At 72.7% G+C, this 16,881-nt stretch carries 10 protein-coding genes; 6 read left to right on the top strand and 4 right to left on the bottom strand.

Translation table 11 applies throughout. The features are described 5' to 3' along the window. Nucleotides 1–182: 182 nt before the first annotated feature. On the top strand, nucleotides 183–1,496 hold the full coding sequence (locus TR50_RS25270) for an ATP-binding protein (RefSeq protein ID WP_174514859.1): 1,314 nt from the start codon (nucleotides 183–185) through the stop codon (nucleotides 1,494–1,496). Between the two features lie 190 nt (nucleotides 1,497–1,686). Next, nucleotides 1,687–3,363, top strand: a complete 1,677-nt coding sequence (locus TR50_RS25275; protein ID WP_042426360.1) for a beta-1,3-glucanase family protein — start codon at nucleotides 1,687–1,689, stop codon at nucleotides 3,361–3,363. On the opposite strand, the gene TR50_RS25280 is transcribed toward TR50_RS25275, so the two are convergent. Continuing rightward, nucleotides 3,344–4,450, bottom strand: coding sequence for a protein kinase family protein (locus TR50_RS25280; RefSeq protein ID WP_236654584.1), 1,107 nt, complete (start codon nucleotides 4,448–4,450; stop codon nucleotides 3,344–3,346). The two genes, TR50_RS25275 and TR50_RS25280, sit on opposite strands and share 20 nt — an antisense overlap. A 267-nt stretch (nucleotides 4,451–4,717) precedes the next feature. On the opposite strand from TR50_RS25280, the gene TR50_RS25285 reads away from it, so the two are divergent. The 4 genes from TR50_RS25285 (at nucleotide 4,718) to TR50_RS49825 (ending at nucleotide 12,216) form a co-directional block, all read left to right on the top strand. Then, nucleotides 4,718–5,221 (top strand): ATP-binding protein, encoded by a 504-nt coding sequence (locus TR50_RS25285; RefSeq protein ID WP_042426363.1) that lies wholly within the window; start codon nucleotides 4,718–4,720, stop codon nucleotides 5,219–5,221. Between the two features lie 104 nt (nucleotides 5,222–5,325). Further along, nucleotides 5,326–8,214 carry a helix-turn-helix transcriptional regulator gene (locus tag TR50_RS25290; RefSeq protein WP_236654585.1) on the top strand — a complete coding sequence of 963 codons (2,889 nt, stop codon included), beginning with the start codon at nucleotides 5,326–5,328 and terminating at the stop codon, nucleotides 8,212–8,214. Between the two features lie 683 nt (nucleotides 8,215–8,897). Further along, nucleotides 8,898–10,094 carry a hypothetical protein gene (locus tag TR50_RS46975; RefSeq protein ID WP_160311176.1) on the top strand — a complete coding sequence of 399 codons (1,197 nt, stop codon included), beginning with the start codon at nucleotides 8,898–8,900 and terminating at the stop codon, nucleotides 10,092–10,094. A 46-nt stretch (nucleotides 10,095–10,140) separates the two neighbouring features. Further along, the gene (locus TR50_RS49825; protein WP_052441313.1) at nucleotides 10,141–12,216 is read left to right on the top strand and encodes a tetratricopeptide repeat protein; all 2,076 of its coding nucleotides are present in this window, start codon (nucleotides 10,141–10,143) and stop codon (nucleotides 12,214–12,216) included. Nucleotides 12,217–12,286: 70 nt separating this feature from the next. Here TR50_RS49825 and TR50_RS25305 read toward each other — a convergent pair whose 3' ends face one another. The 3 genes from TR50_RS25305 to TR50_RS25315 form a co-directional block, all read right to left on the bottom strand. After that, nucleotides 12,287–13,633 carry an LLM class flavin-dependent oxidoreductase gene (locus tag TR50_RS25305; RefSeq protein WP_042426368.1) on the bottom strand — a complete coding sequence of 449 codons (1,347 nt, stop codon included), beginning with the start codon at nucleotides 13,631–13,633 and terminating at the stop codon, nucleotides 12,287–12,289. A 148-nt stretch (nucleotides 13,634–13,781) separates the two neighbouring features. Then, on the bottom strand, nucleotides 13,782–15,392 hold the full coding sequence (locus TR50_RS25310) for a hypothetical protein (RefSeq protein WP_042426369.1): 1,611 nt from the start codon (nucleotides 15,390–15,392) through the stop codon (nucleotides 13,782–13,784). 113 nt (nucleotides 15,393–15,505) lie between these two features. After that, nucleotides 15,506–16,675: a metallophosphoesterase family protein gene (locus TR50_RS25315; RefSeq protein WP_042426373.1), complete on the bottom strand. Its 1,170-nt coding sequence runs from the start codon at nucleotides 16,673–16,675 to the stop codon at nucleotides 15,506–15,508. Between the last annotated feature and the right edge of the window lie 206 nt (nucleotides 16,676–16,881).

Genomic DNA, 16,881 nt, shown 5'->3' on the forward strand with positions numbered 1-16,881 from the left:
CCGGTCTCACCGCCTCCTGACACCCGGAGTGATCAGGTCCCGCCTCTGAGCGGCTCCTGACCGCACCAGTACAGCAAGGCAGCAACCGCAGGGCCCGCCAGGTCTCCACCTGGCGGGCCCTGCCCCATGGGCGGCCCCCGCTGGAGCGGTCCTGGTCGCCCGACGCGGCCGACGGGCAGAGAATGAGCCCGGGGGCACCGCGCAAGGAGGCGACCGTGCCGGTCTGGCACCTGCGGGACTTCCACGACGACGACCTGGACCAGGCGATCCAGCTGTGGGACCAGGGCCGACAGGACGACCTCTCCCTGCCCGTCTTCCCGGTCTCCGAGGTCGTCGCCGCGGCCCGCGGCGGCCAGCCCGCGGTGGTCGCGCTGGTCGGGGACGAGCTGGTGGGCATGGCGGTGGCCCGTGCGGAGGGCGACCGGGGGTGGATCATGATCGTGGCCCGGTCCGCCGCCTGGCGCAACCGCGGTCTGGGCAGCTCCCTGATCGCCCAGATCGAGCAGCGGCTGCGCGCAAAGGGCGTCCGGCGGATCAGCGCGATCCTCACCCCTGGCTCCACCGGCACGACCGCCCTGGAGAACTCCGGCTACCGCACGGTGGACGGTCTGGTCTACTACGAGAAGCTCGAGCATCTCGGCGCGGGGGACGCGGGGCTGCTCGCCGAACTCGGCGGCCGGGTCCTGCCCCGCGGCCTGTGGGAGCAGCTGGCCGGGATGCAGGAGGCCAAGGACACCATCGAGAAGCGGATCGTGCTCCCGCTCGCCGAACCGGACGTGGCCGAGCGCTACGGGGTCCGTCCGCCGAAGGCGGTCATCCTCTTCGGGCCGCCGGGCACCGGGAAGACCAGCTTCGCCAAGGCGGTCGCCTCCCGGCTGGGCTGGCCGTTCGTGGAGCTGTTCCCCTCACGCCTCGCCGCGGACGCGGCCGGGGGGCTCGCCGCCTCGCTGCGCGAGGCATTCGCGGACCTGGCCGAACTCGAAAGCGTGCTGCTCTTCATCGACGAGGTCGAGGAGATCGCAGCCGCCCGTTCCGGCACGGCCGTCGACCCCGGGCACGGCGTCACCAACGAACTGCTGAAGCTCATCCCCGCCTTCCGCGACCACGACAACCGCCTGCTCATCTGCGCGACCAACTCGCTGCGCACCCTCGATCCGGCGTTCCTGCGCCCCGGTCGCTTCGACTACCTCATCCCCGTGGGGCCGCCGGACCCGGCAGCGCGGGAGGCGATCTGGCGCCGCTATCTGGGGCTCGCCGCGGACCGGGTGGACCTCGGCAGGCTGGTCGCGGCCAGCGAGAGGTTCACGCCGGCCGACATCGAGTACGCCGCCCGCAACGGCTCCCAGCGGGCCTTCGAGCGCGAGATCACCCACCGGACCGGCGCGCCCGCGGACACCGAGGACTTCCTGGCCGCGGTCGCCGACACCCGTCCCACCCTCACCGAACAGGCCCTGGCCGGGTTCGGCGAGGACATCGAGCGGCATCTGCGGATCTGACCCACGCCCGGGAAGGGGGAGCGTCAACGGGGCTGCTGTCTACAAGCCCTGAATGCGCGACAGGTGCAACCGGCGAGTACGCCACAGAGTATTGACGGGAGCATGGTGTCCCCGCGATAGTTTCGAGCGGTCTACACCAATCGTGCATCCGCGGTGGGGACGCGGGTACGCCTCAGCCCTTGGAGGCTCCTTGCTCTCACGACGCACGTTCCTCACCGCCGCGGCCACGGCCTCGGCGGCCGCGCTCAGCGCGCCCGCGTGGCTGCCGGGCCTGGCCGCCACCGCGTCCGCCGCGGCCTCGCTGCCCGTCACCCTGCAGAACAACTCCGGTGCGAGCACGGCCGTCTACGCCTACATCTCCGGTGCCGACTCCACCGGATGGCCCGGATTCGTCGGTCCGGACGGGGCCTTCCACCGTCTGCCCAACCCCTCCGCGACCCTCACGCCCGCCCCCGACTACGCCATCGCGCTGGGCGGTTCGGGCACCTCGACCACCGTCACGCTCACCGACTACGTCATCGGCGGCCGGGTCTGGTTCTCCGTGGGCAAGAAGATCCAGTTCTTCGTCAACCCCGGTACCGTCCCGGGGCTCGTCCAGCCCGGGTTCACCACGTCCGACCCCAACTGGCTGACCGACTGGACCTTCTGCGAGTTCACCTACAACAGCACCAACCTCTACGCGAACATCAGCTACGTCGACCTGGTCGCCTCGCCCATCTCCATGCAGACGACCGGCAGTTCGGGAACCCAGACGGTCAGTCCGCTGCCCGCGGGGGCACTCGCCTCCATCGCCTCGGGGCTCGTCGCGCAGCACGCGAGCGACGGCGCGCCCTGGGACACCCTGGTGGCCACCGACAGCTCGGGCGCGGTGCTCCGGGTCATGTCGCCGGTCCACTCCGCCACCGACTTCGGCGGCTACTGGAACGCCTACCTCGACCAGGTGTGGAGCCGCTTCGCCGGCACGCCGCTGACCGTCGACACGCAGTCCTTCGGCACCTTCACCGGCACGGTCTCCGGCGGGGTGCTCACCTTCTCCGGCCTGAACGACGACGGCGTCGCCTTCACCCGTCCCAGCGCCAGCGACATCTTCAGCTGCAACAGCGGCCCGCTGTACAACTCCGGCGGCGACGCCCGGGGCGCGGTGGCCGCGCGGCTGGGAGCGGCGCTGAACCGCAGCACGCTGCTGCTGGCGGGCGGCGAGAACCAGCCGGGCGGCGTCACCGCCTCGCAGTACTACACAGGCGCCGTCACCAACCACTACGCCCGGCTGGTCCACCAGTACGCGTCGATCGGCTACGCCTTCCCGTACGACGACGTCGGCCCCACCGGCAGCGCGCCGGTCGACGGGCACCTCCAGGACTACGCGCCGACCTCCTGGACGATCGCGCTGGGCAGCGGCGTCACCGGATCGGGCGGCAGCGGCGGCGGGGGCGGCGGCGGTGGGACGGGCGTCAGCGCCTACTCCACCATCCAGGCCTCCAGTTACTCCGCGCAGAGCGGAACGGGCACCGAGTCCTGCTCGGACACCGGCGGCGGGCTCGACGTCGGCTGGATCTCCTCCGGCGACTGGCTGCGGTACCAGGGCGTCGACTTCGGCAGCTCCTCACCGCGGCGCGTCCTGGCCCGCCTGGCTTCCGGCGCCGCGGCCGGGGTCAGCGGCGCCGTCCAGTTCCGGCTCGACAGCACCACCGGCCCCGTGATCGCCGAGATCGACATCGCGAACACCGGCGGCTGGCAGAGCTGGCAGACCATCCCGATGAACCTCGGCGGCACCGCCACCGGCGTCCACGACCTCTACCTCACCTTCGGCACCGGCAGCACCAGCGACTTCGTCAACGTCCACTGGTTCAGCTTCTCCGCGACCTGATCGCCTCCAACTCCTCCACCGGGTACGGGGTCTGACGACTCCGGCGCTGGAAGGAGAGGTTGAAGCCGGACATCGCCGCGGCGACCGGCGCGTGCCGCGCCAGGATCGCCGCGACGGTGTCCGGGACCCCCGTGGGCGCTTGCCCTTCCGCGAGGGCGCGCACCAGCGCGTAGCGGCCCTCGCGGTCCTCCCTGCGGTAGCCGTACAGGGCGGTGACGAGCCAGTTCACCAGGTAGGTGGAGGTGTAGCAGCGGTCGTAGGCCCGGTGCCGCTCGAGGAAGGAGGCCTCGTCCGCCGAAAGCTCGAAGGCGGAGGAGAGCGCGAGGCCGTAGTCCGCGAAGTAGAGGCGCCGGCCGTCGGTCAGGATGTTCTCGAAGTGTGCGTCCAGATGGAGCAGCCCGCGCCCGGCCATGAACGAGGCGCCGGCCGCCAGTTCCCGCTCCACCATGGCGCAGGCCCGGTCGGCCGCCTCGTCTCCCGCCTCGACCTGGGCGCCCAGCCACTGGTGCAGGTTCTGCGGGATGTACTCGAGGAACAGCGCGACGCTCGCCGTGGAGTCGCGCAGCGCCTCGATCCGGCGGCGGACCTGCGGTGCGTCGTCCCAGTAGGCGACGGCCCGGTCGACGTCGGCCAACTCGTCGGGCAGCGGCGTCGAGTCCGGCAGGACGCGCCAGTGGTGCATCAGCGGGAAACCCTCGTGGTCGCCGGTGAGCACCCAGTTCGTCGTCATGGCGTGCAGGGCGAGCTCTCGCCAGGCCCCGAAGCCCGGCCCGCCGACGAGGCCGACGCCGTAGTGGCAGAAGACCGGCACATCGAAGAGGTTCGCCGTGGAGCGGACGTGCTCGGGCTGCCGCTCCAGATCGGTGAGGGGCACCCGCTTCACGAAGACCGGGTTTCCGGCGACCTCCAGCAGGGCCGCCTTCCCGCCGATGCCGGCTCCGATCGGCGCGGCCGCGTCGACGAGTGCGTGCAGAGCGCGGTCACTGAGCAGGGCCAGGGCGGTGGAGACGTCGCCGTGGGCGGCCAGGCGCGCCTCGCGCGTCAGGTCGGGGTGCTCCACTGCCGCGGCGTCCACTCGTGCTTCCACTCGTGCTTCCACTCGGGGCCGACCTCGATTCCACGTCCGACGGGTTGGATGGTTGGTGTGCGTGCCGAGCGTAGCGGGGGCTCGCCGGACCCGTTCAAGAAGTGGACGGAGCCGACGAGCGGGCGGGCGGAAGGTGGTCCACCCGCCCCTCACCCCTTACGTCCCATTTATCAGGTATCCGTACCTTGGCCGACCCGTATTGTTCGCGGCGGGCCCGGAGCCGACCGTGGAAGACAGAGGCCGTGTTCCCCCAGATCAGGAGCCCGCATGGATACCACGCTCGCCGTCGGCCCCCGTCACTCCCGGGAGAGGGCCGCGTGCCGGTTCGCAGCCGCGTGCGTCCTGCCGGCCACGGCGGCCTCGGTGCCCGCGCTGCGCCGCCTCACGCGCCACACGGCCCGTCGCTGGGGGCTGCCGGGCGACACCGCCGAGGCGTCCGGTCTCATCGTGACGGAGCTCGTCACCAACGCCGTGCGGCACAGCGGCAGCCCCGACGTGACGCTGCTGCTGTGCGTCGCGCGGGACACGCTGACCCTGCGGGTCAAGGACTCCGGCCGGTGGCGTCCCCGGATCGCACCGCCGGCCGACGGGGACCGCGACGGGGCGGGCGGCACGGCCTGCGGCGGGCGCGGACTGCTGCTGGTGGAGGCGTATGCCGCGAGCTGCCTCGTGCGTCCCTCGGAGGGCGGCACCACGGTGACGGCCGAGCTGCTCTTCCGCCCGCCGACCCTCCCCGGGCGGTCCGACCCGGTGCGGCCGTCCCTCGACTGACCCGTCCGACGCCGGGCGCCGGTGCGGGCAGGAGTGCCACGCGGGCGGCCGTTTGCCGCCGACCCTGGGCGGATCTAGCGTGGTCAGCCAGGGAAGGTGATCGCGTGGCACGTGTGCTCGACCAGGGCGCCGAGGCCGGCGGCGGTGGCTTCGCGTTCGTCGGCCGGCAGCGGGAGCTGGGCCTGCTGCTCGCGGCGGTCCACAACCTGCCCGCGGTGGTCCTGATCGAGGGCGAGGCCGGCATCGGCAAGTCCCGCCTCGCGCACGAGGCCGCGGCGGTCCTGGCGGCCGAGGGCCGACCGGTCCTCACCGGCTTCTGTCATCCGCTGCGCGAGCCCTTTCCGTACGGGCCGGTCGTGGACGCGCTGCGCCGCGCCGGACCCTGGCTCCCCGCCGACGGCGTCGCCCCGACGGCCGGTGCGCTGGCGCCGCTCCTGCCCGATCTGGCCGACCGGCTCCCGCCCCCGCCCCCGCTGCCCGAGGGGGACCAGGCGCGCAGGCACCAACTGGTCATGGCCGTGCACTCCTTCCTCACCGCGCTCGGACCGGCCGTGCTCGTCGTCGAGGACCTGCACTGGGCCGACGAGGCCACCCGCGAACTGCTCCTGCTGCTCGCCCGCGACCTGCCCCGCACGCTCGGGCTCGTGATCACCTACCGGGCCGAGGACCTGCCGCCCGACACCGCCGTCCTCGGCGCGGCCTACCGCAGGCCCCCGGGCACCCACGGCACGGTGATCAGGCTGTCCCGGCTCGCCCGCCGGCACGTCCAGGAGCTGGCGGTCGCGGCCCTCGGCGGCCAGGCCACGGCCGAACTGGGGGCGGCGCTGTTCGAGCGCAGCGAGGGCCTGGCTCTGGTGGCCGAGGAGGACCTGCTCACCCTGCGCGAGCAGGGTCGGCAGCACGCCCTCGGGGACGCCAGGGAGGAGCTGGAGCGGGCGGGCGTGCCCAGGGGACTGCGCGAGGCGGTCACCGAACGCCTCGCGTCCCTCACGGCGGTCGGCGCCGCGATCGTCGACGCGGCCGCCGTGCTCGCGGTCCCGGCGCAAGAGTCGCTGCTGGCCCGGCTCGCCGGTCTCGGCCCGGAGGAGGGCGCCGAAGGGCTCGTCGAGGCGCTGCGGTCGGCCCTGCTGGGGGAGACCGACGGGGCGCGGTACGTCTTCCGGCACGTCCTGGCGCAGCAGGTCGCCTACCAGCACATCCCCGGGCCGCACCGGACCCGGCTGCACCGGCGGGCGGTCGAGGAGCTGGAGCGGCAGACGCCGGTCCCGCTCGTGCAGATCGCCCACCACACCCTCGCGCTCGGCGACCGCGCCGGCTGGCTGCGCCGCGCGGAACAGGCCGTGGCCCAGGCCATCGCCGTGGGGGACGCGGGGACCGCCGCCGGACTGCTGCACCGGATCCTGGAACAGCCGCAGCTCGACGACGACGCGCGCTCCAGGGCCGCCCTCGCGTTGGCCAGGATCGCCGTCATCGGCGCCGACCACACCCGCAACGCCGCCCTGCTGCGCCGCATCCTGGCCGACCCGCGGCTGCCTCCGGCCACCCGCGGCGAGATCCGGCTCGCGCTCGGCCTGCTGATGGTCAACCACGCCGGAGAGCGGACCGGCTACGGCGAGCTCGAACGCTCCGTCGAGGAGCTCCTCGCGGAGCGCCCGGAACGCGCGGCGCGGGCGATGCTCGCGCTGGCCATGCACGAGCGCGACGGCTCCACCCCGCAGGGCTGGGCCTGGCTGGAACGCGCCGAGCAGACGGTCGCCCGAGGCGATGACGACGCGGTGCGGGCCGCGGTGCGGGCGACCCGGCTGAGCATGCTGGCCCGCGAGGGGGATCCGGGCGTGTGGGAGCAGCTCGACCGGTTGCCGCGCGAGGCGGACGACGTCGAGGTGCTGCGGCAGACCACGCGGGCGCTCTACAACCTCGGCGAACTCGCGGTCGAACTCGGCCATGACCGGCGCGGCGCGAGGCTGCTGGCCGAGAGCCGGGAGCTGGCGCACCGCGCGTGGATCCCGCACCTGGAGTGCTACAGCCGCATCGCGCTGCTGCGCCTGGAGGCGCTGGCCGGGCGCTGGGAGGGCCTGGAGGACCGCTTCGCCGCGCTCGGCACGGAGTTCCCCGAGATCGCCATGTTCGGTGAGGAGCAGGCCCTGATGTTCGGCCGGTTGGCGACCGCCCGGGGCCAGCGGGCCCGCGCGCAGGAGCAGTTCGCCACGGCCGTCGAGTGCGGCACGCACGGCTCACAGGTGACGGTGGCCCTGCGCGCCGCCGCCGGGCTCGCCGGGCTGCGGCTGCTCCAGCACGCGCCGGACGACGCGTGGGCCCTCGCGGCTCCCGCCGTGGAGATGCTGCGGCAGGCCGCCGCCTGGGCGAGGGCCACCGGGCTGCTGCCCGTCGCCGTCGAAGCCGCGCTCGGCAGCGGCAGGCGCCGCGTCGCCGAACAGCTCGCCCTGGACGCCGAGCGCGAGCTGGCGAACCGGGACTCGCCCGGCGCGCGCGCCGAACTCGCTTACTCGCTGGGGTTGTTGGCACTTCATGACGGCTCCGGCCGACCGGGCCGCGCTGCCGGGCACTTCGAGGACAGTCACCGCGCCTGGCGGGAGATCGGACGCCCCTACGAGGCCGCCCGCGCGGCCGAAGGCGGCGGACAGGCGCTCGGCGCGGACCGGCCCGAGGAGGCCGCGGGGTGGCTCACGTCGGCCGTCGACGCCTACACCGGCCTGGGCGCGACCGCCGACGCGGCGCGCTGCCAGCAGGCGCTGCGCGACCTCGGCCTGGACCGTCCCGCCGCACGCGGCCGCCGCGGCTACGGCGGACAGCTGTCGCCGCGCGAGCGGCAGGTCGCCGAGCTGCTGGCCACGGGGGCGACGAACCAGGACATCGCCGAGGCTCTGTTCCTGTCGCCGCGCACCATCGAACAGCACGTCGCCAACGTCCTGAAGAAGCTGGGGACCACGCGCAAGGCCGTCGGCACGGCCCTCGCCGGCTCGGACGGCTGACCCCGCGCGAAGGCGCCCGCGACGCCGCGCACGAACGCTCGGGCGGCGCACGACCTTTGGTGCCACCCGGTGCCGGGGTGACGGAGGAGCATTTCGCCTACGCCACCCGCGTAGACGGGCGTGGGTCCGACGGCGGTCCGGCTTCGGTCGCGGGGCCGATGGCGTCGGCACCGTGCGCTTCCGAAGGATCAGGACATGTCAACTCCGCCGCAGGTCAGCCCTGCTGCGCGAAGTGTTGACACGCCGTCAGGTGCATGCAAATCTCAACGCCGTCGTCACGGTGTTTTTGCACAACTCTGGCGTCACGTACACGAGTTCATTGCACCTTCTTCACCTCGACCCGCATGCGTCCGGGGCCACCGCCCCGCCCCTGTTCTCCCGGGAACCCCCGGGGGCCCGGCCGCGACCCGCGTCCGGGACGGTGTCACGAGCTCTAAGGAGAGCACCATGAAGAAGATCACCGTGCGCAAGGCCGGCACCGTCCGGCTCACCTCCGCCGCGTCCGCCTGCTACTGCGGCGGCGGCCCGGTCCTCGCCTGACGAGGAACCGCTCCTTTGTGAGACACCGGTAAGACCGGTCCGGGCCGCGCGCAATGCGGCCCGGACCGGGGCCCGTAGAGCCGACCCGAACAGGTGGCAGGTGGTTGTCCGTGGACGGAACCGCAGTGGATCTGGACAGGCCTTTGAGACTGTACCCCCTCACCTATCTCGAAGAGGGTGAGGAGGTGACGGTCGGCCGGGCCGACATCGACAGCTACGGTCTCTTCCCCGCCGACGGCGCCGCGCTGCTGCGACGACTGGAGGCGGGCGACAGCCCCAACCAGGCCGCAAGCTGGTACCAGGAGCAGTACGGCGAGACCGTCGACATGCTCGAATTCCTGGAAGTCCTGGAGGAGTTCGAACTGCTGGTGCCCGAGGGCGAGCAGGTCGCCGAAGCTCCGGTGATCCGCTGGAGACGCCTGGCGCAGGCGGTCTTCTCCTGGCCCGCCTGGTGCCTGTACGCGGCGGTGACCATCGCCGGCGTCGTCGTCATGGCGGCCGACCCGCACGTCACGCCCCAGTACCAGAACCTGTTCTTCACCACCTCCTCGCTCGTCGCGCTCACCGCCGGGAACGTGCTCGGGCAACTGCCCTGGATCCTGCTGCACGAGGGCGCGCACGCGCTGGCCGGCCGCAGGCTCGGCCTCAACTCCACGCTGCGGATCGGCCGCCGCTTCTACTACCTGGTCTTCCTCACCTCGCTCGACGGCCTGGTCGCCGTGCCGCGCCGCAAGCGCTACCTGCCGATGCTCTCCGGGATGGGCGTCGACGTGGTCGTGGTCTGCGGACTCAGCCTCGCCGCCGCGCCCCTGGTCGGCCACGGCGGCGCGACCGGCCTGCTCGGACGGTTCCTGCTGGCCATGGCCTTCGGCGCGCTGATGCGGCTCGCCTGGCAGTTCTACTTCTTCCTCCGCACCGACCTGTACTTCCTGGCCACGACCGTCCTCGGCTGCAACGACCTGCAGACCGTCTCCCGGCAGTTGCTGCAGAACCGGATCCGGGCGCTGCTCGGCCGCCGCGAGGGCATGGTCGACCCGGAGAGCTGGACCCCGCGCGACCGCAGCGTTGCCCGCTGGTACGTCTGGCTGATGGTGGGCGGCTACACGCTGCTGACGGTGCTGGCGTTCACCGTCATGCTGCCCGCCGCCATCCGCATCACCGAGCTCGCGCTGCACAAGCTGGTGCGGGACACCTCGTTCCTCAACGTCACGGACGTGTGCGTCTTCCTGGTGCTCAACTTCGGCGAGCTCGCCCTGGCGGGGTTCCTCGCGTTCCGCGGCTGGCGACGCCGCCGCGGCGAGCCGGGCTCCACGAGCGCGGCAGCGCCCGCGTCCGTGTGAAGCCCGTCCCCGTCCGGCCACCCTCCGCCGCCCCAGGGAGAATCGCATGAACCAGTCCCCGCCTGCGCACTACTGGCTCCGTGGCGGCCTGCGCCGGGACCGCGGCCGCGCCCTGCTCGACCTCGGCATCTCGCTCGACGCGCCCGGCACGCTCGTCGTCGACGCCCACCGCCGACTGCGCGGACCGTTCACCGCCGCCGGCACCCTGGCCCGCCGCCTGGTGCCGGGAACGCTGCGCCGCGACGCCGACCTGGTGCGCCGCTACGACATCGAACTCCTATCGGCGGCACCGGAGTTGCGCACCTCGGTGCCGAGCTCCCGGGAGACCCTGACCTCGATGGCGATCCCGGCCGAGCGGACCCGCTACTACGCCCGCCTGCGCACCGTCCGGATCGGCAACGGACTGGTCGAGTTCGTCCGCGACGCGGCGGCCGGGGAGGGGCTGCGCCGCGTGGTCGTCGAGCAGGTGGACCAGGCCGACCCGACCGACCTCGAGTTCCTGGCCAACCTGGTGCGCCGGGTCGACCCTGGCCTGCTCCAGGTCGTGGTCTGCATGCCCGGCACGCTGCCGGACGACGAGAACCTGCTCGCGGTGCTGCGCGAACACGCCACGGCGGTGGACGTGCTGCCGGCCTCGGAGGCCACCGTGCTCGACCCGGCCGCGTACGTGATGGGCGACTGCGTCAGCGACGAGCCGGCCGACCTGGCCGCCTACCTCGCCCTCGACCCCGCCGACCGGGCCAGGCTGCACGACCGCCGCGCCGAGCAGATCGAGGCGCTCGACCAGGACTCCCTGCGCATCGGCGCGTTGGCCCACCACCGCGAGCACGGCTCCGACCCGGGCGAGGCCGGGGTACGGGCGGTCTTCCACGCCATGGACCACTGTCTGTGCCTGGGCTTCTACACCGCCTGCGTCGAGTACGGCCTGCGCGGCCTCGCCCTGGTGGACCCCGCCGCCGAACACGACCGCTGGTGGGCCTTCGCCAAGGGGGCCACCCTCGCCCTGTCCATCCTCGGTCGCACCGAGGAAGCGGAACTGATGGACGATCAGGCCCGCTACTTCTCTGTCAAGCCGGGCGTCCACATGAACGCCGCCTACTCGACGGCCATGCTCTACACCCGCCACAACGATCCGGAGCGGCGCGACCAGCGCAAGGCCAAGTCGTGGCTCAACTCCGCCATCGCGACGGCCTCGCTGATCGAGGACCCGCACGAGCGGGCGTTCCAGAGCGCGTTCTACCGCAACGGCCTCGCACTGGTGGAAGTCAACCTCGGCGCGCCCGAGGAGGCGCTGCGCCTGGTCGACGAGTGCATCGAGATGCTGGACCGGCTGCTGCCGCCCGACTCGCACGTGCTGCACCGCTCGGTGCTGAAGAACAACCGCGCCCGCGTCTACCTCGCCCTCGGCCGCCTCGACGACGCCCTGGCCGACTACCAGGTGGTGATCCGCGAGGATCCCAACCACGCCGAGCACTACCTCGAACGCGGCACGATCCTGCGGCGCCTGGGCCGCACCGAGGAGGCGCTGGCCGACTACGCCCGCGCCATGCGCCTCTCCCCGCCCTTCCCGGAGATCTACTACAACCGCGGTGACCTGCGGTTCGGTGAGGGGGACGTCGACGGCGCGCTGGCCGACTTCAGCTACGTGCTGGACCTTCAGCCCGACTTCGTCGACGCCTACGTCAACCGGGCCGGCCTGTACCTGGACGCGGGCGCGCTGGAGGAGGCCCGCGAGGACGCGCTGGCCGGGCTGCGCCAGGACCCGGAGAACCCCTATCTGCACGCCGTCCTCGGCCAGTACCACGTCGAGACCGAGGACCTCGTCGCCGCCCGCGTCGCCTTCGACCGTGCGCTGAAGGCCGATCCCGACCTGGTGACCGCCCTGTCCGGCCGGGCCGGCGTCGCCTACGCGGCGGGCGATCTGGCCCTGGCGGGCGAGGACCTGGCGCGCGCGGTGTCGCAGGACCCGAAGGACGCGGCGCTGCGCTACAACCTCGCCCTCGTCCACCGCGACGCGGGCCGCCGCGAGGAGGCCCTCGCCGAACTGCGCCGCGCGGCCGAACTGGCCCCGGACGACGAGGACATCGCCGAGGAGATCACCGTCCTCGCGGCGGCGTCCTGACCGGGCGGCAGCCCGGACGTCGGAAGGCCGGGGAGTCCGCTCCCCGGCCTTCCGGCGATCCCGCGCAAGGTCACGCGGACGCGCCGACGGCCGGCGCCGTCGCGAACTGGTTGCCGGGGCGCGGCAGTCCGTAGTGCTCCCGCAGCGTGGCCCCCTCGTACTCGGTGCGGAACAGGCCGCGCTCGCGCAGGATCGGCAGCACCTTCGCGACGAACACCTCCAGTCCGGACGGCAGCACCGCGGGCATCACGTTGAACCCGTCGGCCGCGCCGTGCTCGAACCAGTGCGCGATGGTGTCCGCCACCTGCACGGGCGTTCCGGCGAAGGTGCGGTGGCCGCGACCGCCGCCGAGGCGTCCGATGAGTTGACGTACCGTCAGGTGCTCGCGCCGGGCGAGCTCGACGATCAGCGTGTAGCGGCTCTTGGCCCCCTCGACCTCGTCCTCGGCGGGGAGGTCGTCGGGCAGTGGCGCGTCCAGGTCGAGCCGCTCCGGCTCCACCCGCAGCAGTACCGCCAACTGCTCGCGCGCGAACTCCGGCTGGATCAGCCGGTCCAGCTCGGCCTCCAACGCGCGGGCCTCCGCCTCGGTGTCGCCGATCAGCGGGACGATGCCGGGCAGGATCTTGACGTGCTCGGGGTTCCGTCCGAGGGCCCTCGCCCGCTGCTTGACGTCCGCGTAGAACGCCTGACCCTCCGCGAACGTGGGCTGCGCGGTGAACACGGCCTCCGCCCACCGGGCGGCGAACGCCTTGCCGCTCTCCGACGAGCCTGCCTGCACCAGCAGCGGGTAGCCCTGCGGCGAGCGGCGCACGTTCAACGGGCCCTCGACGTTGAAGAAGCGGCCGCGATGCCCGGCGGGACGCACCCGGTCCGCCCGCGCGTGCACGCCGGCGTCCTTGTCCGCGACCAGCGCCTCGTCCGCCCAACTGTCCCAGAGCTTGGTGGACACCTCCAGGAATTCCGCGGCCCGCTCGTAGCGCGTCCGGTGCAGCGGCTGACCGTCCAGGCCGAAGTTGCGCGCGGCCGCGTCGCCCGCGGTGGTGACGATGTTCCAGCCCGCGCGCCCGGCCGAGAGGTGGTCCAGCGAGGCGAACCGCCGGGCCAGGTTGTACGGCTCGTTGTAGCTCGTGGAGGCGGTCGCGATGAGGCCGATGCGCGTCGTGCCGGCCGCGAGGGCGGCGAGCAGCACGGTCGGCTCCAGCCGCGCGGAGGGTCTGCGGCCCGGATCACCCCAGAGCGCCGGGCTGTCGGCGAGGAACAGCGAGTCGAACTTCGCGTCCTCGGCGATGAGCGCCAGTCTCTGGTGGAAGCCGAGGTCGAGGTCGGCCGACGGGTCGGACTCCGGCAGCCGCCAGGACGCCTCGTGGTGGCCGGTGTCGTGGATGAAGAGGTTGAGGTGCAGTCGTCGCTCGCTCATTCGCCGAATGCTGGCAAGCCCCTCGGGAGGGGTCAATGGACCACCGTTACGGCAGCATGCCGGTTGTGCGAAGCCGCCCGAGCGCAGGCCGAAGGGCCGGAACCGTGCAGGTCCGGCCCCTCGGGATGTCCAGGTCAGCGCTCGGGTGTCACTCGCCCGGGACGTAGACGATGCCGCGCAGGGCCTCGCCGGAGACGGCGGTGCGCAGGGTGCGGAAGGCGTCGCCGGACGCGGTGGTCGCGTCGAGGTGGTCGGTCACGCGCACGAGGCGGTTGGGGTCGGCGCCCTCGTCGGTCGCACCGGAGACCGTGGAGGTGACGGCCCAGATGGTGACCGTGCCGTCGCGGTCGACCTTGCCGGTGAGGGTGCGCAGGCCGTCGGTGGCCGGGGCCCACGGCAGGCCGGTGGCGGAGTTGTCGCCGGTCGGGTAGCCGGAGACGTCGTACGGCGTGCCGAGGTTCAGGCCCTGCTGGATGGTGTAGTCCAGCTTCCATGCGCCGTTGCTGAGCACCCACTTCTGCAGGCCCGCGCCGGCCTGGGCGGCGGCGTCGGTGTAGGTGTTCGTGGCCGCGTCGTAGGTGTTGGCGCCGTCGCCCTCGTCGGCGACGTACATGGTGGTGTCGTTGGCGAACCACACGCCGAACGGGAAGGACGTCGTCGACTTCAGCGCGGTGGGGAAGCCCTTGAGGACGCACATGTTCTCCGGCAGGCCGGTGGACTGGAGCGTCGCGGGGTTGTACGACAGCGGCTGGGTCGGCATCGGCGCGCCCGGCACCGGGAGGCCGACGCCGGTCGGGCACGCCTTGCCGGTGGTGTCGATGAAGTAGACGGTGTTGACGCCGTTTCCGCCGCTGCCCTTGGTCAGGTAGACGACGTTGTCGTGGACGGTCAGGCCGCGGAAGTTGGTGTCCTTGCCGACCTTGTCGGCCTTGTCGCCGAGCTGGGTGACGCTGAAGCCGCCGGCCGGGGTCGGCTGGCCGACCTGCTGGAGGCTCTCCGGCAGCACCGAGGGCGTCGTGGTCTGCGCGCCCGCGCCGGCGATCACGCCGACCGGCTCCGGAGCGCCGCCGTTGCCCGCGTTGCCCGCCATGAAGAGCCGGTTGTCGGCGCTGTCGAGGAACGCGGCACGGCCGTTGTTGCCGCTGTAGGCGTTGGTCTCGGTGAAGCCCAGGCGGCCGTTGGGGCGCAGCTCGGCGACCGCGCGGTAGAACGAGGTGCCGACGGGGTTGGTCGGGTCGACGACGCCCGGGGTGTTGGAGTTGGACACGTCAGGGGAGTCGACGGGCGCGACGTAGCCCATGAACGTGAGCGCGTTGCCGGCCGTGGAGAGGTTGAGGCTCAGCTCGGACTTCGAGGGGAAGCTGGTGACCAGGTGGTCGCCGCGGGAGTCGGTCGGCACCTTCAGCTCGCCGGTCGTGTGGCCGGACTGGGTGAGGGAGTCGAGCAGGATCGGCGAGGTGATGCCGAAGCTCGCGTCGACGGACTCGTTGTTGAAGACCTCGGGGTAGCCGCCGTCGGCGACCGCGGTGACGCAGGCGGTGGTGCAGCCGGCCGGCAGCTTGGTGACGCCGGGGACGATCGCGTCCTTGCCGGCGGTGTAGACCGTACGGGAGAGCACGAGGTGGCCCGGGACGAGCACGTGCTGGGGATGGGCGGGGCCGTGGTGCTGCGGCGCGGCGGCCGTGGCGAGGGTGCCGGGGATCAGCAGAAGGCTGGAGATGACGCCGCCGGCGGCGGCGAGGGTCAGGCGAGAGGGCATCGTGACGCTCCTGGGAGTCGTGGGACCTGAGGAAGACGGTGCGTGCGGTGCGTGCTCGTGCGTGAGGAGTGCGTGGTGCGGTGGTGCGCCTGTGCCGGGGAAGGGACGGGGCGTCACTTGCAGGTGCCGCTGCCGGTGTCGCTGTACTGGAGCGCCGTGGAGTCGAACCCGGGGCCGGCCAGCGTGGGCTGGTAGTCCCAGCTGTAGCTGTGGGACTTGAGGGTGAGCTTCATGACGCCGAAGGCGCCGGCCTGCGCGGTGACCACGTTGGGGTTGGCCCAGTTGCCGGGCGTGCCGGCGAGGGTGTCCAGGGCCTCGCCGCCGGAGCCGACGATGAACTCCGGGATGCCGTGGGAGGGGTCGGACTGGCCGGCCGGGTTCATCGGGCGCAGTCGCGCGTAGGCGTGCTCGTGGCCGTTGAGGACGAGCGTGGCGCGGTGCTGGTAGAGGAGCTTCCACCAGGCGTCGGCCGCCGCGCCCTCGACGCCGCCGGCGCCCGGCGCGGACGCGGGCACGGTCGCGGTCGCGGCCGTGGTGGCGCTGAAGGTCGGCTGGTGCCAGTAGGCGATGGTGCAGGGGCGGTCGTTGGCGGCCAGGTCCTTGGCGAGCCACTGGGTCTCCTGGCCGAGGAGGCCGGTGTCCGTGGTGGAGCAGTCGTGCTTGAACTCGTCGGAGTCGCACTCGGCGTTGAGCGAGACGATGTGCCAGTTGCCGAGGTTGTAGGAGTACCAGCCCTGGTTGTCGGCCGTGTCGTCACCGGCCTGGCCCTGGGTGGTCGGCGCGCCGGACTGGTTGTGGCCGTTGAAGTAGCTGAAGTAGCCCGTGCCGTTCTGGCCGGCCTCGTTGTCGCCCTTCTTGGCGTACGAGTAGTACTCGTGGTTGCCGGGCGCCGGACGCTCCAGCATCTTCAGGCCGCCCCAGGCCTGGTCGAAGGACTGCTCGAAGTCGGTCAACTTGCCGACCTGGTACTGCTCGTCGCCCAGCAGCGCGACGGCGTCGGGGTGCATGTCCGTGGCCTGCTTCGCGGTGGCGAACTCGGCGCTCATGCCGCCCAGGGTGGGGCTGCCGCACTTCAGCGCCGTCGGGGTGCCGGCGTTCTCGTCGTCGTCGGGCTCGCAGGCGATGTCGCCGACGGCCGCCAGCGTGTAGACCGCCGGGCTGTGCCGGGCGTACGGCCAGTCGTTGTCGTTGCCCCGGTTGTTGGCCTCGGCGACGGCGGTCCCGGCGACGGCGAGGACGGCCAGGCTGACCGCTGCGGCGGAGATCTTGCGGGCGCGGCTCATGTGCGGTGTGTCCTTCCACGGAAGAAGTGGTCAACGCACGTTAAGCAATCGATCTAACAGTGGATACAAACACGTCCTAACGGCTCGGTGAACTCCTTCGCCCGCACGGCGGTGCCGGTGGGGCGAAGCCCCCGTACCGGGGCGGAGTTGACTGCCTGCGGCAGGTGAAACCCCGAGGTCGGAGGTGCCGCGCAGTGCATAGAATC

Origin of the sequence: Streptacidiphilus anmyonensis (assembly GCF_000787855.1) — a bacterium.
Taxonomy (GTDB): Bacteria; Actinomycetota; Actinomycetes; order Streptomycetales; family Streptomycetaceae; genus Streptacidiphilus; species Streptacidiphilus anmyonensis.